This window comes from Rathayibacter sp. Leaf296, assembly GCF_001423045.1.
GTDB classification, from domain to species: Bacteria; Actinomycetota; Actinomycetes; order Actinomycetales; family Microbacteriaceae; genus Rathayibacter; species Rathayibacter caricis.
The window spans coordinates 90,449-113,376 of the sequence record NZ_LMNR01000001.1; the positions used below are offsets into that span (position 1 = coordinate 90,449).

Here is a 22,928-nt window from a genome sequence, read left to right on the forward strand (position 1 = left end):
GTCGCTGCGAGCGGAGGTAGCCGCTCAGGGCGTGGCCGGGGACGGGAGGCGCGGACAGGTCGCCGAGGACCGCCCGCGCCGTCGCCAGCCGCGCGCGCCGGATCTCGTTGAAGACGGTCGTGCCGTTGGCGGCGAACACCCGCTGGAGCGTCCGCTTCGGCACCCCGAGGCGCTCCGAGACCTCCTGCACCGAGAGGTTCGCATCGGTCGACATCGCCGCGATGAGCGCCAGGGCGCGGGTGTGCACCGTCTCCGTCCGCTCGCGGGGCAGCGAGGTCGCGAGCACGGCGCCGGTGAGCTGCTCGATCGCCGCGCGCACGAGCGGGAACGCGGGGGAGTCGGCGTCGAGCGAGGAGCCGAACGTGGCGTTGACGGTCGACAGCAGGATGCCCCGGCCCGCGGTGTCCGCCTCGGTCACCAGCGCGCCGCTGTCCTCCCAGTCGAGGAGGCCGAGGAGCGGGCTCTCGAGAGCGATCTCGATCCGCGCGCTGGGCCCGTCGGTGACGAGCGTGTAGGAGTGGCTGCGCCGGAGGTACGCGATGCACCCGACGCGCACCCGCACCTCCAGGGCCGCGGGGTCGTCCGGCTGCACGACGATCTCGCCCTCGAGCGGGATGAGGAGCCGGATCCCGGAGCCGGTCGGCGCGCTGCGGTGCAGCCGGGCCGCGGTGTGCCAGAGCCGGACGACGTCGAACGAGCCGCTCCGGAGCGCGTCGGCGACGACGCGCAGCGGACCGGAGGGTCGCGCCTCGAGTCCGATCCGGCGGAACCAGGACCTCGCCTCGTCGTCGCGGCGGGTGACGCCCCGCTCGACGGAGGTCCGGTCGAATGCGCTGATGGTCATGGCGGTGCACCTTTCTGCCGAGCCGTTCGGGCGGTCCGACAGGCAGAAGACTGCCCGCGGCGGCCGGACTCCTGAGAGAGTTTCACCCTTCGAGGGCCCGCAGATCACCCTCGTCGTCGCGCGCTAAACCCTTCCGGGTGACAGCACGGACGGGGCGCGGTCGGGGTCGACCGCGATCAGCACGCGCCCGTGCCCGCTGATCGGAACGCCGTCGGCGCCCGTCCCCCGGACGTCGAGCGCGTTCACGATCGTCCGCCGCGCCGCGAGCGGGCGGACGGTGTAGCGGGCGGCCGTGACGAACCCCGCGCCGGGAGCGATCCGCTCGACGCGGCCCACGAGGGTCGTCGGAGCCGCGTCGTACTCGAGCTCGTCGGACGACCCGTCCGAGAAGCGGCGCTGCAGCAGGTGGAGGTCGTGGAGGCTCTCCCCGGTGCCGTTGCGGACGTGGATCCAGAACACGAGGACGAGGGCGTCGCGCGGGAGCCCCTCCGCGCCGGAGCGCACGAGGTGCGACACGATGACCTCGATCTCGAGGCGGGGAACCGGTCCGGCGGGCGGAGCGGTCCGGATCGACGAGGGCGCCGCGAGCGGGCACGGGGGCATCGGTTCTCCTTCGGGGGCAGGACGCGGCGGCGGCACGACGATGATCGACGGTGCGCTCCTGCTCCGCCCGGTCCCGTCGCGAAGACGGAGCGCCCGGGCGCGACCGGCGGGATCCGCGACGGCTCGCGCCACTCGGTCCGGACCCCGTGCCAGACCGGTCGTGCTCGGTGGGCCGCACCCATAATCAGGTGATCCCGCTCGCTCCGACGCCCCGCGCTCGGAGGCGTCGCCCCGGCCGTCCGCCCCGGGCTCCCGGCGCGACCGAGCCCGCACCGCCGATCCGTCGGCGTCCGCCCCGACCCGAACCAGAGGTGATCGACGATGACGACGGAGACCCTGCGCGCAGCGAGCCCGCGACCGCCCCGAACGCAGGACCCCGGGCGGACGACGGGTCTCGCCGACCGCGTCGACCGGGCCCTGCGCCAGTTCCACGCCGTGCCGGGACTCGACGCCGGATCCGTCGCCCGGGTCCTCGGCGTCTCCGAGACCCGCGTCCGGGTCGTCCACCGGCTCCACCACGGCGTCTCGATCCGCCGGTGCCTCGACCGCATCCGCCTCGCCGTCGCCGAGGACGTGCTGCGCGCTCACCCCGGCCCGGGGGAGTCGGCTCGACTGCGGGCCGTCGAGGCCGCGGGCTTCCGCTCGACGGCCGACCTCGACCGGGTCTCGTCGCGGGCGCGCGGTCGGCGGGGGCCGAGTCCCACCGGGACGCCAGGGTGAGATCATCGCGCGCCACCGCGTCATCGACCGGCGGCCCGCGCGTCTCCTCACCATGGCCCTCTCCCGATTCCTGACTCCCGGATCCCGTCCCTCCCGATCGCGGACACCCCGTCGCCTCGACGTGCTCGCCGTCGCCACCGCCGCGCTGGTCACCGAGCGCTTCCTCGATCCGCACTTCACGCCTGCGCGCCTCGCCCAGGAGCTGCGCGTGCCGGTGCTGACGCTGCGCGTGCGGTTCCGGCGCTCCTACGGGTTCTCGATCGACGAGCACCTGGCGCGCTGCCGGACCGAGCTCGCCGCCGTCCTCATGGCGAGCACTCCGCACCGCCTCGGCGCTCTGGAGGAGATCGCCCGCGCCTCCGGTTACCGCGGCGTCGTGCCCCTCGACCGCGACTTCCGCCGCTGGCGCGGCACTCCCGCCCTCGCCGCCTGGTTCCGGATGGGGTCGAGCCGAGGCACCGCTCCCGCGCCGCCCGCCGGCGCCGAGCCGGACGCGGAGGGCCGTCCCGCCGTCCCTATCCGGGGCCTCGAGACGCCGCTGCACGGCTAGGCCGTGGTGATCACGATCTCGCGTGCTCCGCTCGTCCTGATCGCACGATCTGCGGCGTCGGAATCCTCGGTCGATGCCCGCATCGACCTTCGGCTGGGCGACCTCCTGATCAACACGGCCTAGGCGAGCGCTCAGCGCGCGGCGGTCGCGCTCCGGCGCGGCACCGCGACTCCGACCGTCCAGGCGTCGGCCGGCACCTCGCGCGGGGCGCGGGCGAGCGCGGCGAAGAGCTCGTCGCGCGAGGAGACGCCGAGCTTGCGGAAGACGCTCCTCAGCTGCGTCTTCACCGTGTTGGCGCTCACGAACAGCGCAGCGGCGATGTCGGCCGTCGACTCGCCGAGTGCGGCGTGCTCGGCGACCTCCCTCTCGCGCGACGTCAGCGGAGCGCGGACCACGGTGACGGCGGGCTCGAGGCAGGGCACCGGCACGGCCGTGCGTAGGCCGGCGAGTCGGCTTCCCGTCCGTCGGCGCTCGCCGTCGGGGAGCAGGGTGAGGATCCGGTAGAGGCCGTGCTCGGCCGCGAGGGCCTCGATCCGCTCGGACTCGTCGGCGGAGCGGTCGGGCGAGACCACGAGCATCAGCAGCTCGGCCCGGGGCGCGAGCCGCCTCCCGCGCAGCGGCGCCAGGACGAGTCGTGCTTCCGCCGGACGGCCGATGCGGACGAGATCGAGAGCGCGGAGCGCGACGACGAGGTGGCCGAGGACGCCCTCCGTGCCCGTCGACGGGCCGAGCGCGGCGTGCGCGAGGTCGCGGCGTCCCGAGGACGTGTGCAGGAGGTAGCGGGCGATCCGCACAGTGTCGAGCTCGGAGGGTGACGGCGCAGACGGCATCGTCCCGTGGAGCGCCTCCGCCCGCAGCGGCCGGTGGGGCGGCCCCTGGTGCTCCCGGTCGGCGAGGGCGCGGACGAAGAGGTGCAGGGCCCACCGGTGCCCGACCGACTCCGCCTCCATCGCGTCGAGGAGGGTGCGCGCCCCCTCGCGGTCGAGCGCGTCCACGCGGAGCAGCGCGCGGGCGAGACCGGCGGACGCCGCGCCGCCGAGGGGCTCGGTGCTGTCGCAGTACTCGTGCAGGCACCGCTCCGCTCGGGCCCGCTCGCCCTGGAGGGCGGCCAGGAGCGCCGCGGCACCGCCCGCCAGGGAGCGCATCCGTCGGGTGCCTGCGGAGCCCGCGGCCGCCTCGTACTCGGCGAGGGCACGGTCCGTCGCTCCGACGTCCTCGAGGACGCGCGCCCACTGGTAGTGGAGCTCGGCGCGCTCCCCCTCGGTGTCGACCCCCACCTCGCTCAGAAGAGCCCGGCGCGCGTCGTCGAGCGCCAACGCCTCGTGCGCCCGGCCGGCGCGGCGCAGGTCCGCGATCCTCGCGGTGACAGTGCGCGGTCCTCTCGCAGGGGTGAGCTCGGCGGTCGCTCGGCTCCGCAGCACGTCGCGAGCCCGGATCCAGCGCGGCCGCTCGTCCAGCACGCTCTCCGGGACGAGCTCGAGCACCTCGAGCAGCTCCGCGGGGCTCTCGTGCACAGCGTGCGGCCAGAGCACCTCGAGCGTCTCGATCACGGCGTGCCACCGGCGCTCGCCGACAGCGGAGTGGAGGCGGTCGCGATCGGTCGTCGGCACGTGCGTCTCCATGGGCGGCTCCTTCCGTGGACGAGGAGGAGGGGCACGGCGCTCACGCTGCGGGCGGGCCCTCGGCCACGACAGCCGCGAGCAGGTGCCTCCCCGGAGCGGGGCGGGGCGGAACAGGTCCGCCTCTCGCCCCGACCCGACGCTAGGTCGACGCCGCTGGGCCGGACGCCGTGCTCGAGGAGTTCAATCTCCGGTTCAATTCGCGACAGCTTCCGGGTCCACGATGCGCCACGGAAGGATGGGCGGCGTGACGGTCGGAATGGAGGATGCGCGGGAGCGGTCCCTCGCGTCCGCACCCGGTGCGCGGGGAACCGTGCGGGGAGTCGCGCTCCTCAACATCCCGCTCTTCGCGGCGTACGCGGCGGCGCTGAGCGTCCTGCTGCCCTCGGAGGTCGCACGCGTGGATCCGGAGGGGAAGGTCGGCTCGTTCGCCGTCGTGGCGGGAGTCTCGGCCTCCGTCACGATCGTCGCGCAGCCGCTCCTCGGCGCCCTGAGCGACCGCGGGCGCTCGCGGACGCCGTGGCTCGTCGGCTACGCGCTCCTCGGCGGGCTCGCCTACGGTCTGCTCGGCGCCGCGGGGAGCATCGTCGGGCTGGTCGTCCTGTGGTCGCTCGCGCAGTTCCTCCTCAACGGCGTCGACGTGACGTCGAGCGCGCTTCTGATCGACCGCGTCGACCGCGGACGGCGCGGCTTCGCCTTCGCGCTCACCGGAGTCGCCGCCGTCGTGGGCGGAGCCGCGGGGGTGGCGGTGGTGGGGCGGGTCCCGCCGGTGCCGGCCTTCGTCGGCATCGCGGTGCTCGTGGTCCTCGCCTGCGCGGTGTTCGCCGCTCGGGTCCCGGGGGCCGCGGATCGCGTTGCGAGGGCCGCGGCACCCGGGCACGCGGCGCCGCTCGTCCTTCGGCGGCTGCTGATCGACCCACGGGAGCACCCCCGGTTCGTCGTGCTGATCGGATGGCGCTTCCTGTTCCTGCTGTCGCACGGCTGCGTCTCCGGGATGCTCCTCTACCTCGCGACCGACCATCTCGGTGCGACGGAGGCGAGCGCGGCGGGTGCCGTCGCCGGTGCCACGGCGGCGGGTGGAGCGGCGCTGATCGTGACGGCGCTCCTCGGCGGCCGGATCGGCGACCGCACGGGCCGACCGGCGCCGTTCCTCCTCGCCGCGGGAGCGCTGGTCATCGCCGGCGACCTCGTCCTCCTAGCCGTGCCGAGCCTCGGCGGGCTGCTCGCCGCGGGCGCGGCGTTCGGCGCGGGGCTGGGGCTCGCCCTCGCCTGCGGCACGGCGTTGGGCGCCGAGCTGCTCCCGGACCCCCGCGGCGGGGCGGCGTACGGGCTGGGACTCCTGAACGTCGCGTCGAACCTCGCCCAGGTGGCGGCGCCGGTGCTCGCCGCCGCGCTCATCACGTCGGCCGGGGGTTTCCCGGCGCTGCTGGTCTCGAGCGCGGCCACGGCACTGCTCTCGAGCGCGGTCGCGGCGAGTCTCCTCCGCCCGTCGCGAGCCCGCTGACGCGGAGGCTCGACCGGCGGAGGCGCCGCGGAGGAGCGGGCCGCACCTCCGCGGCGGGCTCCCGTCACTCCTCGGGGAGGAGGTGGTGGACCCGCGCGACCCGCAGCGCATCGGCGCGGTTGGTCACTCCGAGCTTCCGGTAGGCCGAGTTGACCTGGCGCTGCACCGTGCCCAGGCTCACTCCGAGAGCGGCGGCCACCTCGCGGTAGCCGGCCGACTGCGCCAGGGCGGCGAGCACCGCGCGCTCCCTCGGCGTCAGCTGCGGCGTCGGCCGGTGCTGCGGGCCGAGAGCCGGATCCCCCTCGACCGGCATCGTCTCCATCAGCGGCCGGAGCGCGTCCCGCCCGTGCCGGCCCAGCTCGATCAGGGGCAGGCGCATCCCGTGCAGGCGGAGGAGCGCCTCGGCCCGCTCCGCCTCCAGGCGCGCACCCCTGTCGCCCCGTTCGGCGTCGATCGCGGCGAGCAGCAGGTGCCGGGCCGCGCGCTGGCGGACGGTCAGGGACTCCGCCGGGCCGACGGACGCGAGTGCGGCGAGTGCCCGCTCCGGTCGGCCCTGCGCGAGGACGACCCGTGCTCGGGCGAGAGCGCCCGCCGCCGTCCTCCCCGCGTCCTTCGCCGCCGACTCCGCGAGCTCGAGATCGCCGGCCGAGAGCGCCGCGAACGAGGTGGCGCAGGCGAACGACTCCTGCACCACGGCCGAGAGGGGGCGCTGCCGTGCGACGCGGGAGCGGACGTCGACGACGAGCTCCAGTGCCATCGCCGGTCGACCGAGCAGGATGTGCGCCCAGGATTCGGCCGCGGCGAGCAGGTGCACGTTCTCGATCGTGTCGTAGTGCGGATGCACGGGGCGCAGAGCGGCCAGAGCGGCCTCGGGGTCGAGATCCTCGAGGTGGAGCCACGCCTCGGCCAGTCGCGCCGGTGATCCCGCGTACCCGGTGCGGATCTCGTCGGGGACTCCGAGCCTCTCGCTCGCGGCGAGGGACTCGCGGGCCGAGGCGAGCTCACCGGCGATCGCCGAGGCTCCGGCCCGGAGCGACAGCGCCGCGTAGCGGACGCGCCGGGTCGGCGAGAGCAGGGCCGCACGGGTCGATCCGGAGGCGAGGGCCTGCAGCGCGCCGGCGGTGTCGCCCGAGAAGAGGAGTGACGCGGCGATCTGGTTGACGAGCGTCGGGACGACGTGGCGGAGTCGCTGCTGGTCGTCGGGAGTGAGCTCCGCGAACCGCTCGAGGAGGCGCGCGCCGAGCACCCGGACCCGCTTGCCGTCGTCGCCGACCAGGCGGGTGGCGAGGAACTCGACGACCAGGAACAGGTAGCGCTCGGCCGGCGGTGCTGCTCGTCGCCTCGTCGCGATCCCGAGCAGGGCGAGACCGAAGTACTCCCGGGCCTTCCACTGCTGGTCCCGCTGGGCGAAATGGGCGAGGGCGAGGGCGGCGGCGACGATCGGGTGCTCGAGCAGGGTGCGTCGATTCTCCTTCCCGTACACCCGGGCGATGGTGCCGCGTGCCGCGATGGAGAAGACGGACCACCGGTCGACGATGATCCAGCTCGCGGTCTCGTGCTCCCTGAGATCGGCGGCCGTCTCGAGCGCGAACACGGGGAAGTCGTGGTCGACGGCCCAGCGGAGCGCTCGTCGACGGCCCTCGAGGTACCGGTCGGGCACGGTCGAGCGGGCCCGTCGGCGCAGCGCGGACCGGACCGCGGAGGTGAAGCGGAACACGTCGTGCAGCGCCGCCTCGTCTCCCTCCCCGGACACGTGGACGGAGCGATCGCCGAGGCCGCGCCGCTCGGCCTCGGCCAGGGCGGCCGGGCCCCCGAGGCCGACGAGGTCGGTGGCGAGCGCCTCGTCCAGAGCGTCCGCGGGCGCCAACGACAGGAGCGCGTCGACCGTCGCCTCGTCCTCGCCGTCGAACAGGATCCGATCGAGGACGTCGCTCACGCGGTCGTTCAGCCCCGCGGGCAGGGAGTCGAGCGGCCCGAGTCGCTGCAGGCTCTGCAGCACGATGCGGAGCAGCAGGGGGACCCCGTCGGTCAGGGCGGCCACCTGCGCGAGGACGTCGTCGCCGATCGCGACGTCGAGACGCTCGGCGAGAGCGGCGATCTCGCTCTCGGTGAAGCGCAGGTCCTCGGCGGTCAGCACCGTCGTGCCGACGGTTCCCGCCGCGTCCTCGAGCGGGGACCGGATCCGCGAGGCGACGACGGCGGACAGGCCGGGGAGGAGCTCCATGACCGCCAGCAGGTCCCGGGCGACCTGCGCCGCCTCCGTGCAGTGGTCGGCGCCGTCGATGAGCAGGCGGCCGGTGCTCCGCTCCGCGAGCAGCGACGCGATCCGGCCGGCGTCGACGTCCTCCTGAACCGACTCCCCGTCGCCTCCGGCCGCCGCGACGACCGCGCTCCAGAACGCGGAACGCGAGGGCTGCTCGGCGGTCAGGGCGACCCTGGTCGAGGCTTCGTCGCCGAGTTCCGCGAGGAGCGCGGTCTTCCCGAAGCCGGACGGCGCGCGCAGGACGACGAGGCGGGAGGAGGCGACCGCCTCCGTGAGACGGGAGCGCGGGACGCGTCCGGGATCGCTCAGCACGGGACTCCCGTGATCAGGGGTGAGGGCCGGCCGCGGAGGCCGACCCGGTCACTCCGGTCGAGGGTGCGCATCCGGCGCGGTCGCTGCGGACGGGACGCGGTCGCTCCGCCACTCCGTGGTGATCTCCTCGCCCCGATCGGCGGCCGCCTGCTCGCGCTGGCGCAGCTCGACGCGGCGGATCTTGCCCGAGATCGTCTTGGGGAGCTCGGCGAACTCGATCCGGCGCACGCGCTCGAACGACGAGAGCACGTCCCGGGTGTGCGCGAAGATCGACGCCGCGGTCTCGGCCGTCGGCTCCCAGCCCTCGGCCAGCGCGACGTACGCCTTCACGATGCTGTGCCGCACCGCATCCGGAGCGGGCACCACCGCCGACTCGGCGACCGCCGGGTGCTGCAGCAGCACGCTCTCGACCTCGAAGGGCGAGATCTTGAAGTCGGAGGACTTGAAGATGTCGTCGGTGCGGCCGACGAAGGTGATGGTGCCGTCGACCGCGCGCACCGCGACGTCGCCGGTGTGGAACAGGCCGTCGGCGCGGGCCCGGGCGGTGCGCTCGTCGTCGCCGTGGTACCCCGACATCAGGTTCACCGGCTCGGTGGAGAGGTCGAGGCAGATCTCGCCGGTGGAGGACCGCTCGCCCGTGAGCGGATCGATCAGCGCGATCGCCACTCCGGGCAGCGGGCGGCCCATCGCTCCGGGCACGATCTCGGAACCGGGAGGGTTCGCGATGATGGCCGTGGTCTCGGTCTGGCCGTAGCCGTCGCGGATCCCCAGACCCCACTCGCGCTCGACCGTGCCGATCACCTCGGGGTTCAGCGGCTCGCCCGCCGACAGGATCTGCGCCAGCGCGCGGGGCTTCGCGCCCAGCTCGGACTGGATCAGCATCCGCCAGACGGTCGGGGGAGCGCAGAAGGTCCTCACCTCCGCCCGGTCGAGCTGCTCGAGCATCGCGGACGGCGAGAAGCGGCTGTAGTTGTAGACGAAGACGGTGGCCTCGGCGTTCCACGGGGCGAAGAAGCAGCTCCACGCGTGCTTGCCCCAGCCGGGCGAGCTGATCGCCGAGTGCACGTCGCCGGGCTGCACCCCGAGCCAGTACATGGTGCTGAGGTGGCCGACCGGGTACGACTCGTGGGTGTGGACGACCATCTTGGGCTTCGAGGTCGTGCCCGACGTGAAGTAGATCAGGCACGGATCCGTGCTCTCGACGGTGACCGTCGGGCTGATGCCGAAGGGCTCCGCGGAGTCGGAGTAGTCGAGCCAGCCGTCCACGGCGCCGCCGACGGCGATGCGGCCGAAGCCGCCCTCGACGTCGGCGAACTTGGCGGTCTCGGAGGCGTCGGCGATGACGTGCGCCACCTCGCCGCGCTCGAGCCGGTCGGCCAGGTCGGCGGGCGAGAGGAGTGTCGTGGTCGGCAGGATCACCGCGCCGAGCTTCATGATCGCGAGCATCGACTCCCACAGCTCGACCCGGTTGCCGAGCATGAGCATGACGTGATCGCCCTGCTCCACGCCGACCGAGTGCAGCCAGGTGGCGACCTCGTCCGACCGCCAGCGCATCTCGTCGAACGAGACCTTCTGCTCCGAGCCGTCCTCCTCGACGATCCACAGCGCGGGGCGCTCGTTGCCGATCGCGATCGCGTCGAACCAGTCGACGGCCCAGTTGAAGCGGGGGCCGACATCGGGCCAGTGGAAGGCCTCGGTAGCGGCCGCCACGTCGGTGCGGTGCTCGAGCAGGACGTCGCGCGCAGCGCGGAAGCTCCCGGTGGGATTCATGCGCTCATTCTCCTCCGGTCGCGCCGGCGGCCGAGGTTCCCCCGCGGAGGCGGAGGGACGGGATCGGCCGCCGTGGCGGCGCGTCCCGTCCGTCCGACGCGCAGGTCAGTACTGGATGGACTGGCCGCCGTCGATCGGGAGGACGACGGCGTTGACGTACGCGGCGTCGTCCGAGAGCAGGAACGCGACGACGGAGGCGATCTCGGCCGCCTCTCCGTAGCGCTTCGTCGGGTTGACCTGGATGAACTCCTCCGCGGCCTTCCGCGGGTTCTCGGGGTCGAGCTGCTTCATCGAGTTCTCGACCATGGGCGTCCAGATGGCACCGGGCGCGATCGCGTTGATCCGGATGCCGTAGCGGCCGTACTCGACGCCGGAGTTGCGGGTGAGGCCGACGACGCCGTGCTTGGCGGCCGCGTAGCCGGACTGGTTGCCGATTCCGGTGATGCCGCCGACGGACGCCGTGTTCACGACCATGCCGGAGCCCTGCTCGCGCATCACCTTGAGGACCTTCTCGAGGCCGAGGAACACACCGCGCAGGTTGATCGCGACGACCTTGTCGAACTCGGCCGCGGTGAAGTCCTCGGTGAGGTTCTGCTTCCCCTCGATGCCGGCGTTGTTGAAGAAGCCGTCGATCCGGCCGAAGCGCTCGAGGGTCGCGGCGACGTAGGCGTCGACGTCCTCCTCCTTCGACACGTCGGCGGTCACGGTGAGAGTCTCGGCACCGGGCGCGGCCGCTGCGACGGCCTCGACCGTGGCGGCGAGCCCCTGCTCGGAGATGTCGACGAGGGCGAGCTTCGCGCCCTCCTCGGCGAGGCGGACGGCGCTGGCGCGGCCGAGTCCCGACCCTCCTCCGGTGATGAGGACGACGCGGTCGGCGAAGCGCTGGGTGGTGGACATGGTGACCTCCTGCTCGATGAGCGAAGGGGTCGGCGGGCCGGCGAGTCCGGCTCCGTGCTCGTTCACGGACGCCCTTCGACTCACTCCCAAGTGTCGCTCGGTTTTCTGGGTGCGGCCTCCGTGCCGGGGTGCAGCGCCGCTCCGGCGGACCCTGGCAAGGGTCGCAGAGACCGTCCCGCTCGGCGCCGACCTCGGGTAGACCGGAAGGACCGAGACGGACAGGGGGAGCCGCGATGGTGATGAGAAGGACGACCACGACAGGGGCCGCGACGATGCTCGCGGTGCTCGCGCTGGCGGGCTGCACGGCACCGGCCGAGGAGGAGGCGGCGACGCCGACCGCGACGGCCACGTCGACTCCGACTCCGACTCCGGGTCCCATCGGACCGCTGGATCTGCCGGAGGGTCAGACCGCGGCGGTCACCTGGACCGACCAGATCGGGGCACCCGAGCCGCAGACGGTCCGCCTGGTGGGTGAGCCGCTCTCGATCCGGCTGGCAGTAGCGTGCGACACCGCGGACGCCGAGGTGACCGTCGAGATCGAGGGCCTGATGACCAGCGGCTCGAAGTGCGTCTACAACGAGGGCATCACGCGCGGCGACCCCAACGAGGGCAACGGCGCGAGCATGGACATCGCCGTGGATCAGGACGCCCGCATCGTGGTCACGACCGTGCCGGCGGACGCCCGGTGGTCGGGGACCGTGTCGACCGGACGGCGGACGGTGCCGGCTCCGGGCTGAGGCGGGTCACGGGAGTGACGCCGGTCAGCCCAGCGGCACGCCCAGCGCGCTCATGAACGGCACGGCGTCGACCGCCTCGCCGTCGACGCGGGTCTCGAAGTGCAGGTGGCAGCCGGAGGAGGCGCCGGTGGATCCGAGCAGCGCGACCACGTCGCCGGCCTCGACCACGTCGCCGACGCCGACGAGCAGCTCGCTGTTGTGGGCGTAGCCGGTCTCGATGCCGCCGCCGTTGTCGATCAGGACCCAGTTGCCGTAGGTGCCGAAGTAGCGGGACTCCTCGACGACGCCGCCGGAGGCCGCGACGACCGGCGTGCCGCAGGCCGCGGCGAGGTCGGTGCCCTTGTGGAACAGGTTGACGCCCGAGACGGGCGCATCCGGGCGGGGACCGTAGCTGCTGCTGATGCGGCCCGAGACGGGGAGGACCCAGGTGCCGGAGGCGCCGTTCGCCGCCGCGGTCGACTCGCCCGCTCCGGCCGTGATGGCGTCGAGGGACGCAGTGGGCACGAGGACCTCGGGCTTCGCCTCGGCGGCGAAGGCGTCGCGGGTGACGGTGTGCTGCACGGCACCGGCGGCGACGAAGCTCTGCGGGCGGGCGGCCGCGACGGCGGTCGCCGTGTCGTGAGCGAGCTCGGAGTCGGGGGTGCCCGGCGTGGCGAACGCGGGCATCGTCGTGGTGACCGCGATGCCGACGACGAACGACATGGCCGCCATCGCGGAGGCGCGGGGCCTGGTCGGACGGCGCGACGCGCGACGCGACGCGGTGCGCTGCGCCTCCTGCTGGGCGCGCAGCTGCCTCCGGGTCGGGAGGGCGGTGGAGCTGTCGGTCTGCTCGACTCCCCGGGGGGAGGGGGTCGGGGCGAGATCGGAGTGGTGCATGCAGTCAGAGTTTCCGGGTCGTGCGCCGCGCGGAGATGCGCGCGGCTGGGGCGGGGAACCGTCGGGCGCGGAGGGGTTGTCCGCGCCGTACGACCCTCCAGGGTACCCGGGATGCTCCGGAACGCACCTGGGAGACCGCTCACCGTCCGGGGTCGGCAGTCAAGCCCCCTCGTGCGGGCTCGCATTTCCGGCCGTCGTGTGTGGTGTCAGTCGTCGGCGCCCGCCGGCTCCCAGAGCTGGATCCGGTTGCCCTCCGGGTCGTGCAGGTCAGCGAAGCGACCGTTCGGGTAGTGCTCGGGGTCGACCACGACCGTCGTCCCGGAGCTCGTCAGCTGCTCGACCATCGCATCGAGACTCCGCACGCGGAAGTTCACGGCCCAACCGGTCGGGCCGAGGTGCTCCGAGCCGGCCGGCATCGGTGCGAGGACGGTCGCTCCGGACTCCTGCCGCCACGACGAGGATCCGTAGGAGGTCGGCGGCTCGTCGACGCCGAGGTTCTCGGCGTACCAGCGCCCGAGCGCCGCGGGATCGCGCGCGGCGAAGAAGAGGCCGCCGATCCCCGTGACTCGCTCCACGGTCGCGCCTAGCCCGCCGTGAAGGCCAGGAGGGCGACGACTCCGCCGACGACGACCGCGACTCCGGTGCCCAGGCGCCACCACATCCAGCGGTCGCGCCTCGGGCCGCGCATCGGCCGCCGCTGGGCGGCCTTCCCGAAGAAGCCCGTGGGGTTGGGTTGGAAAGCCATGACCTCAGCCTGCCCGGCGCGGCCGCGGGGCGGGCGGCATTCGAACGCGACTCCCAGATGCGGAGGGGCGCGCCCGTGCGCTCACTCGCCCCACGGGCTGTCGTCGCGCCAGGGCGCGAGATCGACCTCGTTGCCCTCCGGGTCGGCGAGCGTCCACCAGTCCGGGGCGTGGTCGTCGTCGGCCACCCTCCCGCCGGCGGCGAGGGCGGCGGCGATCCTCGACTCGACCGCCTCCCGCGGGACGTACAGGTCGAGGTGCACGGTGTTGCGCTCGGCGCGCGTCTCGTCGATGCGCTGGACCCAGACGTTCGGGGCGAGCCCGCGGGGATCGGCCGCATCCGCGTCCTCCCGGGGCGAGTAGCCCAGCACGGCGGCCCAGAAGGCCCGCACGGCGTCGACGTCGACCGCGTCGATCGCGATCTGCAGGCTCTGCACGGCCGACGGGTCGGCGACCAGCCCGAGCTCCTGCGCCGCGGAGGAGATCCGGCCGGCCAGCTCCGCGTCGCGGCGGCTCACGTCGCCCACGTCGTGGCTGATCAGGCGCACCCCGACACCGCCGAAGCGCAGATCGACGTCCGGATGGTGGTCGGCCTCGGCGGCGAGCGCGGCGACGGCGGCGACCAGCTCGGCTCCGCGGGCGAAGGAGCCGGTGGGGAACCAGGCGCGGGCGCCGTCGCCGACGACGCGCCAGCCCTCGGTACCGGGCGTCGCGCGGAAGGTGCGGGGGGAGATCCGATCGCTCATGCGGCAGTTCTACGCCGACCCGCGCCCCGCCGCCACCGCCACCACTCCGCGGATCGCCCAGGCGCCGCACTGGCCCGGCTCGGTACTTTAGGAGGATCACGGCCGATCGGGCCCGACGAGCGGAGGACGACACCATGGCGCAGACCACCGGGAATGACAAGGCGGTTCAGAAGCGGGCGAAGAAGGCTCTGAAGAAGGCCGAGAAGTCGGTCCGCGCGGCGCACGAGGCCGTGCGCGACTCGAGCAAGAAGCTTCGCAAGAAGGCGCGCAAGCTGTCGGAGCAGACCGAGAAGCTGCGCCGCCAGCAGGAGAAGGCCGCGAAGAAGGCGGCCGCCGCCGAGCGGGGAGCGCAGCCGAGCGAGCCGAAGCACGCGGCACCGGCCGCCGATCCCGACACGACCCCCGACCTCACTCCGCCGCTGCCGAGCGTGCCGCACGAGGACGAGCCCGTCGTCGACTCCGACCCGGAGCACACCCCGGATCTGACCCCGCCGCTGCCCTCGGGTCACTGAGAGTGCGACCTCGGCCGGGAGCGCTCCTCAGCCGCCCTCGTGCGCGAGGAGCACTCCCGACCGACGTTCTGCAGCCCGCTCGCCCGGTGAAAGTGAATAGCCGGTAAATACATCCGGGGACCCCGCCACGGGGGCCGCCGACAGGCGCATCATTCCTGCGTGGATCCCCTCGTTCTGCTCGTCCTGGTCGTCGTCACCGCCCTCGCCTTCGACTTCACCAACGGCTTCCACGACACCGCGAACGCGATGGCCACGTCCATCGCGACCGGTGCGCTGAAGCCGAAGGTCGCCGTCGCCCTCTCCGCGTCGCTCAACCTCGTGGGCGCCTTCCTCAGCATCGAGGTGGCGCTGACCGTCACGAACGCGGTCGTCCGGATCCAGGACTCGTCCGGCGCACCCGACCCGGCGCTGCTCGAGAGCGGCGGATCCGCTCTGCTGCTGATCGTGCTCGCGGGACTCATCGGCGGCATCATCTGGAACCTGCTGACCTGGCTGCTCGGCCTGCCCTCGAGCTCGTCGCACGCCCTCTTCGGCGGGCTGATCGGATCGACGCTCGCCGGACTCGGCGTCGACGGCGTCAACTGGGCGGGCGACGGCTCGAAGCTCGACGGCGTGGTCGGCAAGGTGATCCTGCCGGCGCTGATGTCGCCCGTGCTCGCCGGAGCGGTCGCGGCCATCGGCACCTGGCTGGTCTTCAAGGTCGTCGGGAACCTGGCCTCGAAGGGCCTGGACCACGGCTTCCGGATCGGCCAGATCGGCAGCGCCTCCCTCGTCTCGCTCGCGCACGGCACCAACGACGCGCAGAAGACGATGGGAGTGATCACGCTGGCGCTGATCGCGGCCGGCGGCTGGAGCGACACCGAGTCGGTGCCGTTCTGGGTCAAGCTCAGCTGCGCCCTCGCCATCTCGCTCGGCACGTACCTCGGCGGCTGGCGCATCATCCGCACGGTCGGCAAGGGCCTCGTCGAGATCGACACGCCTCAGGGCATGGCGGCCGAGAGCTCGTCGGCCGCGGTGATCCTCGCCTCCAGCCACCTCGGCTTCGCCCTCTCGACCACCCACGTCGCGACCGGCTCGATCCTCGGCTCCGGCGTCGGCCGGCCCGGCGCCCAGGTGCGCTGGCGGGTGGCGCTGCGGATGGTGATCGCGTGGGTGATCACGCTGCCCGCCGCGGGGCTCGTCGGCGCGGTCATGTGGTGGATCGGGCACCTCGCGGGAGGGGCGCTCGGCGGACTGCTGATGGCGGCGGTCCTCGTCGCGGTCGCGGTCCTCATCTACCTCCGCTCGCGCCGCGACGCGATCGGCTCGCACAACGTCAACGACGAGTGGCAGGACGCCCGCCGCTCGCCCCAGCCCACGAACGCCTGAGGAGTCGCACCGTGCTCGCACTGTTCTTCGAGGCCGCCGGTCAGGTGGCCGTGGTCGCCGTCCTGCTCGGGGCCGGGCTCCCCGTCCTCTTCGCCCTCGGCGTGCGCTCGTTCGCGGTCGCCGGTGGCGCGGCCGGGGAGCAGCCGCGCCTGCCCGTCCCGCTGCTGCGCGCGATCGGAGTCGCCTGCTTCGCGATCGTGGTGCTCGCGGTGGTCGTGGGGCTGAGCGTCATCCTCGCGACCGGCTTCGGCCAGGAGGTCGACTTCTCGCACGGCGTGCCCGTCTTCGTGCCGAAGGACTGAGCGTGGGCGAGCAGACCGCGTCGGGGCCGGTCGCCCGCGTCGTGGGCTGGCTGCGCGCCGGCTACCCGACGGGGGTGCCCGAGCAGGACTACGTGCCGCTGCTGGGGATCCTCCGGCGCAGCCTCACCGCGGACGAGGTCGAGCAGGTGGTCGAGCGCCTGGTGCTCGACGCGGCGCGGGCCGATGCCGACGGCGTGCCCCTCGACCGAGCGCAGCTGCGGCACCGCATCGAGGAGCTCCTGCTGGGTCCGGCCCTGCCCGAGGATCTCGTGCGCGTCTCCGTCCGCCTCGCGAGCGCGGGCTGGCCGCTCGGGATCCCGGAGGAGGACGCGCCGCAGGCCGGGCTCGTCACGCGGATCGTCCGCTGGCTGCGCGCGGGCTACCCGGCCGGCCTGCCCGAGCAGGACTTCATCCCGCTGGTCGCGCTGCTGCGCCGCCGCCTCACCGACGACGAGGTGACGGAGGTGGGCACCCGCCTCGCCGCCGAGGGCGCCCTGCCCGCGAGCCGGATCGACGTCGCCGCGGCGATCGCGCGCGTCACCTCGGAGCTGCCCTCGGACGAGGACGTCGAGCGCGTGCGCCGCTCGCTCGCCGAGCGCGGCTGGCCGGAGGACTTCCCGGGCTGAGGGTCTGCACGGCGATCCGGCCTCGAGAAGGAGTGCCAGAACTCGACCGCCGGACCGCCGGACCGTCGGACCGTGACGGAGTGACGCTGAAGGCGTTCGCAACCGAGGAGGAGACGGCGGTTTCGATCCCCCCGGGCGCTCGAAGAGCTCCCACCCTCGGTTACGAGTCGCTGTACCAACAGAACTAAGGCCGGCAGCCACGAGTCCGGCAGATTCGTCCGGGCGCGAGCGCTCAGCCTTGTTTCTGCGGCTTCTGTCTGCCTGAGCCGACCGCGCGAGCGGCGCTCAGTCGAGCAGCACTCGGGACGGGTAGGCGTCGTGGCTGAAGCAGAGGGTGATGCCGGAGGCCTCGAGGCGCAGCAGCTGCTCGGAGGTGCGGTGGTGCGCCGCCGGGTCGTCGCTGATGAGGCGGGGGAGCGGCCGCAGGCGGTCGGACCACTCCAGGAACTCGCGGCCCCACGCCGCGTCGCCGGCGATCAGGAACCGGCCCTCGACGAGGACGCCCAGGTGGCCGAGTGCGTGCCCCGGCAGCGGAGTGACGACGCAGCGGCCGTCCCCGAAGAGATCGAAGCCGCTCACGCCGGCGACCGTGCTGACCGGCTGCTCGTCGACGACGAGGCGCGCGGAGTCGGCGAACCACGGTGGGATGAGGCCGGCGAAGACGCCGTCGGTGACGCGGCTCCGCTCGATCCTCTGCAGCTGGCCGCGCGAGAGCACGAGGGTCGCGTCGGGGAAGTACCGCAGGCCGCCCACGTGATCGGGGTGGAGGTGCGTGAGGACGGCGAACTCGATGTCGCCGGGCTCGAGGCCCTCGGAGCGCAGCCGGGCGTCGACGGTCTCGGCGGGAGTGACGCGCGCCGGCAGGATCCGCCGGTAGAGGGCGCCGACGGGGCCGGTGCCCGCGAAGGACGGCGGGTAGCCGGTGTCGACGAGCACGCGGCGGCCGCTGGGGTGCGTGTAGAGGAAGACCGCCGAGGGGAAGGTGCGGCGGGGGAGGCCCTCGCCGCGGAACACGCGCGAGAGCGGGAAGGTCGTGTCTCCGCACGCGAAGACGCGCAGGGCGGGCTCGCGCTCAGGCACGGGACGCGGCCCGGTAGTGCTCGCCGACGCGGCGGATGCCCTCCGCGAGAGGCACGACGGGCTCGTAGCCCAGCTCGGCGCGAGCGCGCGAGATGTCGAGGGTCTGCGCGTATGCGAGGGTCGCGACGGTGTAGCGGGTGAAGGGCGGCTCGGCCCCGCCGGGCAGCCGGGCGTAGACCCGCTCGAGGACCTCGGCGACTGCGGTCAGGAGGCGCAGGTCGACGGTGAGGAAGCGCGGCTCCTCGCCCATCGCGGCGAAGAAGGCGCGGAGGAGCTCGCCGAACGGGGTCGGCTCGCCGTTGGTGATGTTGTAGACGCTGCCGTCCGCGTGCTCGGTGGCGGCGGCGAGGACCAGTGCGCGGGCGGCGTTCTCGACGCAGGTCACGTCGACCACGTTGCGCCCGCCGTCGAAGAGCGGGATGCCGCGGCGCCGGTTCGCGGCCACGAAGCGGGGGATCAGGCTCGGATCGCCGACTCCGATGAGGCCGCGCGGGCGCAGGATCACGAGCTCGCGGATCCGTCCCTCGGCGAGCGCCCGCTGCAGCAGGCGCTCGGCCTCGATCTTGCTGCGGATGTAGAGGCTCATCCGGCCGGCGGGATCGAACTCGTCCTCGCGCACCAGGTGCTGGTGGCGGCGGGCGGAGTAGATGCTGGGCGAGGAGACGAAGACGATGCGCGGGATGCCGACGCGCTCGGCGAGGCCGACCATCGCCTCCGTGCCGTCGACGTTCGCCTCGCGGAACTCGCTCCACCGGCCCCACGGGCTCGACAGGGCGGCGGAGTGGACGAGCACGTCGGCGCGCACGGGCAGGGTGGCGAGGTCGGCCAGGTCGGCGGCGATCGTCTCGGCGCCGACCGTGGCGAGGCGCTCGAGGGCGGGGAGGCTGCGGCCGGCGGCGATCACCTCGTCGCCCTCGGCGAGGAACTCGCGCACGGCGTGGCCGCCGAGGAATCCCGTGGCGCCGGTGACGAGGACGCGGCGGGGCGCTCGGGGGCGGGCGGAGATCGACGGTTCGGCGGGCGTCGACGGCTCGGTGGACATCGACGGCTCAGCGGACATCGACGACCTCCAGGCCCTTCTTGCGGCCCCAGTACCAGAGCAGGATCCCGAGGTAGCCCAGCGCCTTGCCCTTGCGGATGGAGCAGCGGACGATCGCGCGGCGGTTCAGCCTCGCCTGCGTGCCCGGGATCACCCGGCAGACCTTCAGGTGCAGCTCCAGATCCTCGTCGGTGTCGTCGATGCTCGAGCGCGGGAATCCGCCGACCTCGAGGTACAGCGCGGCGTCGATGGCGAGATTCAGACCGGCGATCATGAACATCCGGTAGCGCTGGCCCGGGCGGCGGTAGACGATGCCCGGCGCGCGCTCGAGGATCCGGATGAGGCCGGTGCCGATCACTCCGTCGTACCAGCGGTACTCGGGCTCGTCGGTGCGCGGAGTGACGCGGCCGCCGACGAAGCGGAAGCCGGCGCGGAAGTCGGCCTTCAGCAGCTCCACCCAGCAGGGGTCCGGCAGCGAGTCGGCGTCGGTGCGCGCGACCACGGAAGCCCCGTGCGCGATCGCGTACCGGAACCCGGTATCGGAGGCGGCTCCCGTGCCCTTCTGCGCCTCGCCGATCGTGAGGACCGGCCGTTCGGGGCGCTCGGCGGCGAAGGCGTCGATCACCGCGCGCGAGCCGTCGGTGCTGCCGTTGTCGACGAGCAGGAGGGTGAAGTCCTGATCGGACTGCGCCGCGAGGGCGTCGAGGGTGCCGCGGAGCAGCTTCTCCTCGTTGAAGAGCGGCACGACGACCCAGAAGCTCACCCGGACCCCCTCGCGCTCCGCCGGGACCACCCTAGCGAGGGGAGGGGGCGGCCTCGTGGGAGCGGAGGGTCTCGAGACGCGGCGGCGGGGCTGCCCGGCCGGCGGGCGTCCGCTCGCGGGTGAGCGCCGAGTGCATATCCCCGCTATACAGGGGGAGCGGCGTCCCTCCGGCAGGTCGGCGCAGGAGGGACGCGACCGTGTCCGATGTGCTCCCCGTCCGCATCCTCGGCACGGGCGAGGCCCTGCCGCAGCGCGTCGTCCCGACGGCCGAGGTGGCCGCCCTCTGCGGCATCGACGCGCACGAGGCGATCCGCCGCACGGGCGTCGTGACCCGGCACTGGCTCGCGGACGACGAGGATCCGCTGGAGCTGGGCCTGCTGGCCGCGCGCCGGGCGCTCGCCGCCGCCGAGCTCGAGCCCGGCGACATCGACGTCGTGCTCAACGCCTCGGGCACGCACCTGCAGGCGATCCCCGACGGCGGAGCGCTGCTCGCCGCCGGACTGGGCCTCGCCGACGTCTCGGCCTACAGCCTCCACGCCACGTGCCTCTCGTTCCTCTTCGCTCTGCAGGAGGCGGGGTTCCTCCTCGCGACGCACCGCGCCGAGCGCGTGCTCATCGTGTCGACGGAGGGCGGCAGCCGCGGCATCGACGTCGGCCAGCCCGAGAGCGCGCTGCTGATCGGCGACGCGGCCGCGGCCGTCGTCGTGGGTCGGGCGACGACTCCGGGTCAGGGGATCACGACGTCGAGGTTCACGACGCGCACGAGCGGGGTCATGCACGCCGAGATCCGCGGGTTCGGGACCCGCATCCGGATCGAGGAGGCCACCGAGCGCCTCGCCGACTTCCGCTTCGACATGGACGGCACCCGTCTGCTGATCGAGGCGCTGCGGCACTTCCCCGCGTTCCTCGAGACGGTGCGGCCGGGGCTGGGCTCCGGGCTGCCGGGCATCGACCGCGTGGTGCCGCACCAGACCAGCAAGGCGGGCCTCGAGGGCATGGCGCGGCTGTGGGGGCGCGAGCGGATGGTCGTCACGCTGGCGGAGGTCGGCAACACGATCGGCTCGGCGATCCCGCTCGCGCTGCACCGCGCTCGGGTGCAGGAGGGGGAGTCGGTGCTGCTCGTCGGGACCGGCGCGGGCACCCATTACGGGGCCGTGGTGCTGCAGTGCTGAGGGACGCCGCGAGGGTCGGCGCGGTCCGAGGTTTGACGAGAGCGTAAAAAGCCCGGTTCTTACGCCGCCTCCGGTCGGCGCATTCCGCCATCCCTGCGACAGGCTCGAAGCGACCCGATCCGCTGCTCGACGAGGACTCGCGAGGACGCTGACGCCCCTGCCGAGCGGAGCGGGAACCGGCGGCCGGCCGTGGAGCAGCACTCCGCGGCGGCCCATCGACGCCACCGGGACGCCGCACCCTCCGGCGACCGCGAGACCCTCCAGGAGCCCCGAGTGAACCTGACCGATCACCAGCTGCAGGCCGCGACGTGGGAGGACCGTCAGGCGCTCGCCGAGACGATGATCCCGCTGATCGGCGATCTCTACCGCCGCCGCCGCGTGGTGACGTCGCTGCACGGCACGAGCCTGATCAACCGGTCGACGATCGAGCTGCTGAAGACGCACCGCTTCGCCCGTCACCTGGACGAGTCGGAGCTGTCGCTCGCCGAGACCCTCCCGATCCTGCGGGTCCTCACGGGGCTCGAGCTGGGCGCGGCGTCGATCGACGTCGCGCAGCTGGCGTTCCTGTTCCGCACGCGGGAGGGGTCCGAGTCGCTGGAGGAGTTCCTCCGGGAGCAGCTCGCCGAGGTCGTGGGCGGGGTGCCGCGGGTCGTGGGCGGGCAGGGGCCGCGGGACGTGGTCCTCTACGGGTTCGGGCGGATCGGGCGCCTGGTGGCGCGACTCCTGATCGAGCGGGGCGGGCAGAGCTCGACCCTGCGGCTGCGCGCGGTGGTCGTGCGCCGCGGGTCGGCCGACGATCTGCGCAAGCGCGCGAGCCTGCTCCGGCGCGACTCGGTGCACGGCCCGTTCGCGGGCACGATCACGGTCGACGAGGAGAACGACACGATCCTCGCGAACGGCACGCTGCTGAAGTTCCTCTACTCCGACGACCCGGCGAGCATCGACTACCGCGCCCACGGGATCGAGGACGCGATCATCGTCGACAACACGGGCCGCTGGCGCGACGAGGCGGGCCTCTCCCGGCACCTCGAATCGCCCGGTGCCCGGCAGGTGCTGCTGACCGCCCCGGGCAAGGGCGCGCTGAAGAACATCGTGCACGGCATCAACCACGACGCGATCAGCGCCGACGACCGGATCGTGTCGGCCGCGTCGTGCACGACGAACGCGATCACGCCGATCCTGAAGGCGGTCCACGATCTGGTCGGGGTGCGCAGCGGGCACGTCGAGACGGTGCACTCGTTCACCAACGACCAGAACCTGATCGACAACTTCCACGCCGGCGATCGCCGCGGCCGCTCGGCGGCGCTGAACATGGTGATCACCGAGACCGGAGCGGCGACCGCCGTCGCGAAGGCCCTGCCCGAGATGGAGGGGCGGCTCACCGGGAGCTCGATCCGGGTGCCCACGCCCGACGTGTCGCTCGCGATCCTGAACCTGCGCACGGAGCGGCCGATCACGAGGGACGCGATCAACGCGCACCTGCGCCGCGCCTCGCTGGACTCGCCGCTGCGCCGGCAGATCGACTACCTCGAGTCGCCCGAGATCGTGTCCACCGACATCCTCGGCTCCCGTCACGCGGGCGTCGTCGACGGCCTCGCGACGATCGCGACCGAGGACGGCGTCGTGCTCTACGTCTGGTACGACAACGAGTTCGGCTACAGCTGCCAGGTCGTGCGGGTCCTCGAGACCCTGGCCGGCGGCCAGGCGCCGTCGTTCCCGGCCGTCGCGCCCAGGAGGGACCTCGCGCCCGTTCCGGCGTGAGCGCAGACCACCGGGACCGTCGCGTCCCGGGCTGAACGGGAGCGGGCGTCCGCGTCCGCTCCTCGGGCCGGGGTGTCTGGAGGGTCGCCCCGGCCCCACTCCGTTCCGCCGTGAGCGCCGT

23 protein-coding genes are annotated in these 22,928 nt (G+C 73.7%); 10 read left to right on the plus strand and 13 right to left on the minus strand.

Annotation, left to right across the window (positions count from 1 at the left end):
* The coding region (locus ASF46_RS19300; protein ID WP_162240140.1) for a hypothetical protein at positions 1–844 on the minus strand (844 nt) is incomplete at its 3' end.
* Between the two features lie 123 nt (positions 845–967).
* Positions 968–1,447, minus strand: coding sequence for a hypothetical protein (locus ASF46_RS00460; protein WP_056865964.1), 480 nt, complete (start codon positions 1,445–1,447; stop codon positions 968–970).
* 321 nt (positions 1,448–1,768) lie between these two features.
* Between ASF46_RS00460 and ASF46_RS00465 the strand changes: the two genes are divergently transcribed.
* Together ASF46_RS00465 and ASF46_RS00470 are read left to right on the plus strand one after the other, a co-directional pair.
* Positions 1,769–2,167, plus strand: a complete 399-nt coding sequence (locus ASF46_RS00465) for a hypothetical protein (RefSeq protein WP_056865965.1) — start codon at positions 1,769–1,771, stop codon at positions 2,165–2,167.
* A gap of 52 nt (positions 2,168–2,219) precedes the next feature.
* Entirely contained in the window at positions 2,220–2,717 is a 498-nt protein-coding gene (locus ASF46_RS00470; RefSeq protein ID WP_157602104.1) for a hypothetical protein, read from the plus strand.
* A 131-nt stretch (positions 2,718–2,848) separates the two neighbouring features.
* Here the strand turns inward: ASF46_RS00470 and ASF46_RS00475 are convergent, their stop codons facing one another.
* Positions 2,849–4,339 (minus strand): helix-turn-helix domain-containing protein, encoded by a 1,491-nt coding sequence (locus tag ASF46_RS00475; protein ID WP_056865967.1) that lies wholly within the window; start codon positions 4,337–4,339, stop codon positions 2,849–2,851.
* Between the two features lie 244 nt (positions 4,340–4,583).
* Here ASF46_RS00475 and ASF46_RS00480 point away from each other — a divergent pair, with 244 nt between their 5' ends.
* Positions 4,584–5,840: an MFS transporter gene (locus ASF46_RS00480; RefSeq protein ID WP_162240141.1), complete on the plus strand. Its 1,257-nt coding sequence runs from the start codon at positions 4,584–4,586 to the stop codon at positions 5,838–5,840.
* A 64-nt stretch (positions 5,841–5,904) separates the two neighbouring features.
* Here ASF46_RS00480 and ASF46_RS00485 read toward each other — a convergent pair whose 3' ends face one another.
* The 3 genes from ASF46_RS00485 to ASF46_RS00495 form a co-directional block, all read right to left on the minus strand.
* Complete coding sequence (locus ASF46_RS00485; protein WP_056865969.1) at positions 5,905–8,415, minus strand: LuxR C-terminal-related transcriptional regulator; 2,511 nt, start codon at positions 8,413–8,415, stop codon at positions 5,905–5,907.
* 48 nt (positions 8,416–8,463) lie between these two features.
* Positions 8,464–10,185: an AMP-binding protein gene (locus tag ASF46_RS00490; RefSeq protein WP_056865970.1), complete on the minus strand. Its 1,722-nt coding sequence runs from the start codon at positions 10,183–10,185 to the stop codon at positions 8,464–8,466.
* A gap of 105 nt (positions 10,186–10,290) precedes the next feature.
* Positions 10,291–11,082: a glucose 1-dehydrogenase gene (locus ASF46_RS00495; protein WP_056867371.1), complete on the minus strand. Its 792-nt coding sequence runs from the start codon at positions 11,080–11,082 to the stop codon at positions 10,291–10,293.
* 233 nt (positions 11,083–11,315) lie between these two features.
* On the opposite strand from ASF46_RS00495, the gene ASF46_RS00500 reads away from it, so the two are divergent.
* Positions 11,316–11,819, plus strand: coding sequence for a hypothetical protein (locus ASF46_RS00500; RefSeq protein ID WP_157602108.1), 504 nt, complete (start codon positions 11,316–11,318; stop codon positions 11,817–11,819).
* Between the two features lie 24 nt (positions 11,820–11,843).
* On the opposite strand, the gene ASF46_RS00505 is transcribed toward ASF46_RS00500, so the two are convergent.
* The 4 genes from ASF46_RS00505 to ASF46_RS00515 all read right to left on the minus strand — a co-directional run bounded on the left by ASF46_RS00505 (position 11,844) and on the right by ASF46_RS00515 (position 14,184).
* Complete coding sequence (locus tag ASF46_RS00505) at positions 11,844–12,695, minus strand: M23 family metallopeptidase (protein ID WP_056865972.1); 852 nt, start codon at positions 12,693–12,695, stop codon at positions 11,844–11,846.
* A gap of 206 nt (positions 12,696–12,901) precedes the next feature.
* Positions 12,902–13,270, minus strand: a complete 369-nt coding sequence (locus tag ASF46_RS00510; RefSeq protein WP_056865973.1) for a VOC family protein — start codon at positions 13,268–13,270, stop codon at positions 12,902–12,904.
* Positions 13,271–13,278: 8 nt separating this feature from the next.
* On the minus strand, positions 13,279–13,440 hold the full coding sequence (locus ASF46_RS18985; RefSeq protein ID WP_157602110.1) for a hypothetical protein: 162 nt from the start codon (positions 13,438–13,440) through the stop codon (positions 13,279–13,281).
* An 81-nt stretch (positions 13,441–13,521) separates the two neighbouring features.
* Positions 13,522–14,184: a VOC family protein gene (locus ASF46_RS00515; RefSeq protein ID WP_056865974.1), complete on the minus strand. Its 663-nt coding sequence runs from the start codon at positions 14,182–14,184 to the stop codon at positions 13,522–13,524.
* Between the two features lie 134 nt (positions 14,185–14,318).
* On the opposite strand from ASF46_RS00515, the gene ASF46_RS00520 reads away from it, so the two are divergent.
* From ASF46_RS00520 to ASF46_RS00535, 4 genes are all read left to right on the plus strand, one after another.
* On the plus strand, positions 14,319–14,696 hold the full coding sequence (locus ASF46_RS00520; protein ID WP_056865975.1) for a hypothetical protein: 378 nt from the start codon (positions 14,319–14,321) through the stop codon (positions 14,694–14,696).
* A gap of 159 nt (positions 14,697–14,855) precedes the next feature.
* Positions 14,856–16,064, plus strand: a complete 1,209-nt coding sequence (locus tag ASF46_RS00525; RefSeq protein WP_055785155.1) for an inorganic phosphate transporter — start codon at positions 14,856–14,858, stop codon at positions 16,062–16,064.
* Positions 16,065–16,075: 11 nt separating this feature from the next.
* On the plus strand, positions 16,076–16,366 hold the full coding sequence (locus ASF46_RS00530; RefSeq protein ID WP_056865976.1) for a hypothetical protein: 291 nt from the start codon (positions 16,076–16,078) through the stop codon (positions 16,364–16,366).
* 2 nt (positions 16,367–16,368) lie between these two features.
* Positions 16,369–16,992 (plus strand): DUF3349 domain-containing protein, encoded by a 624-nt coding sequence (locus ASF46_RS00535; RefSeq protein ID WP_082485084.1) that lies wholly within the window; start codon positions 16,369–16,371, stop codon positions 16,990–16,992.
* A gap of 285 nt (positions 16,993–17,277) precedes the next feature.
* Here ASF46_RS00535 and ASF46_RS00540 read toward each other — a convergent pair whose 3' ends face one another.
* Genes ASF46_RS00540 through ASF46_RS00550 form a run of 3 tightly spaced genes read right to left on the minus strand, consistent with a single transcriptional unit; the run spans position 17,278 to position 19,874 of the window.
* Entirely contained in the window at positions 17,278–18,072 is a 795-nt protein-coding gene (locus ASF46_RS00540) for an MBL fold metallo-hydrolase (protein ID WP_056865978.1), read from the minus strand.
* Positions 18,065–19,132, minus strand: coding sequence for an NAD-dependent epimerase/dehydratase family protein (locus tag ASF46_RS00545; RefSeq protein ID WP_235576814.1), 1,068 nt, complete (start codon positions 19,130–19,132; stop codon positions 18,065–18,067). The genes ASF46_RS00540 and ASF46_RS00545 overlap by 8 nt, the downstream gene beginning before the upstream one ends.
* Positions 19,122–19,874 carry a glycosyltransferase family A protein gene (locus ASF46_RS00550; protein ID WP_162240142.1) on the minus strand — a complete coding sequence of 251 codons (753 nt, stop codon included), beginning with the start codon at positions 19,872–19,874 and terminating at the stop codon, positions 19,122–19,124. The genes ASF46_RS00545 and ASF46_RS00550 overlap by 11 nt, the downstream gene beginning before the upstream one ends.
* Positions 19,875–20,071: 197 nt before the next feature.
* Here ASF46_RS00550 and ASF46_RS00555 point away from each other — a divergent pair, with 197 nt between their 5' ends.
* Positions 20,072–21,046 (plus strand): 3-oxoacyl-[acyl-carrier-protein] synthase III C-terminal domain-containing protein, encoded by a 975-nt coding sequence (locus tag ASF46_RS00555; RefSeq protein ID WP_056865980.1) that lies wholly within the window; start codon positions 20,072–20,074, stop codon positions 21,044–21,046.
* 273 nt (positions 21,047–21,319) lie between these two features.
* A complete protein-coding gene (locus tag ASF46_RS00560; protein WP_268788633.1) occupies positions 21,320–22,807 on the plus strand; it encodes a glyceraldehyde-3-phosphate dehydrogenase in 1,488 nt (495 codons plus the stop codon).
* Positions 22,808–22,928: the final 121 nt, after the last annotated feature.

Bases quoted from the DNA above. Each gene is read 5' to 3' on its own strand.
- ASF46_RS00505 (WP_056865972.1), bottom strand. From the start codon at position 12,695: ATGCACCACTCCGATCTCGCCCCGACCCCCTCCCCCCGGGGAGTCGAG.
- ASF46_RS00490 (WP_056865970.1), bottom strand. From the start codon at position 10,185: ATGAATCCCACCGGGAGCTTCCGCGCTGCGCGCGACGTCCTGCTCGAG.
- ASF46_RS18985 (WP_157602110.1), bottom strand. From the start codon at position 13,440: ATGGCTTTCCAACCCAACCCCACGGGCTTCTTCGGGAAGGCCGCCCAG.
- ASF46_RS00495 (WP_056867371.1), bottom strand. From the start codon at position 11,082: ATGTCCACCACCCAGCGCTTCGCCGACCGCGTCGTCCTCATCACCGGA.
- ASF46_RS00500 (WP_157602108.1), top strand. From the start codon at position 11,316: ATGGTGATGAGAAGGACGACCACGACAGGGGCCGCGACGATGCTCGCG.
- ASF46_RS00475 (WP_056865967.1), bottom strand. From the start codon at position 4,339: ATGGAGACGCACGTGCCGACGACCGATCGCGACCGCCTCCACTCCGCT.
- ASF46_RS00465 (WP_056865965.1), top strand. From the start codon at position 1,769: ATGACGACGGAGACCCTGCGCGCAGCGAGCCCGCGACCGCCCCGAACG.
- ASF46_RS00460 (WP_056865964.1), bottom strand. From the start codon at position 1,447: ATGCCCCCGTGCCCGCTCGCGGCGCCCTCGTCGATCCGGACCGCTCCG.
- ASF46_RS00515 (WP_056865974.1), bottom strand. From the start codon at position 14,184: ATGAGCGATCGGATCTCCCCCCGCACCTTCCGCGCGACGCCCGGTACC.
- ASF46_RS00520 (WP_056865975.1), top strand. From the start codon at position 14,319: ATGGCGCAGACCACCGGGAATGACAAGGCGGTTCAGAAGCGGGCGAAG.
- ASF46_RS00545 (WP_235576814.1), bottom strand. From the start codon at position 19,132: ATGTCCGCTGAGCCGTCGATGTCCACCGAGCCGTCGACGCCCGCCGAA.
- ASF46_RS00470 (WP_157602104.1), top strand. From the start codon at position 2,220: ATGGCCCTCTCCCGATTCCTGACTCCCGGATCCCGTCCCTCCCGATCG.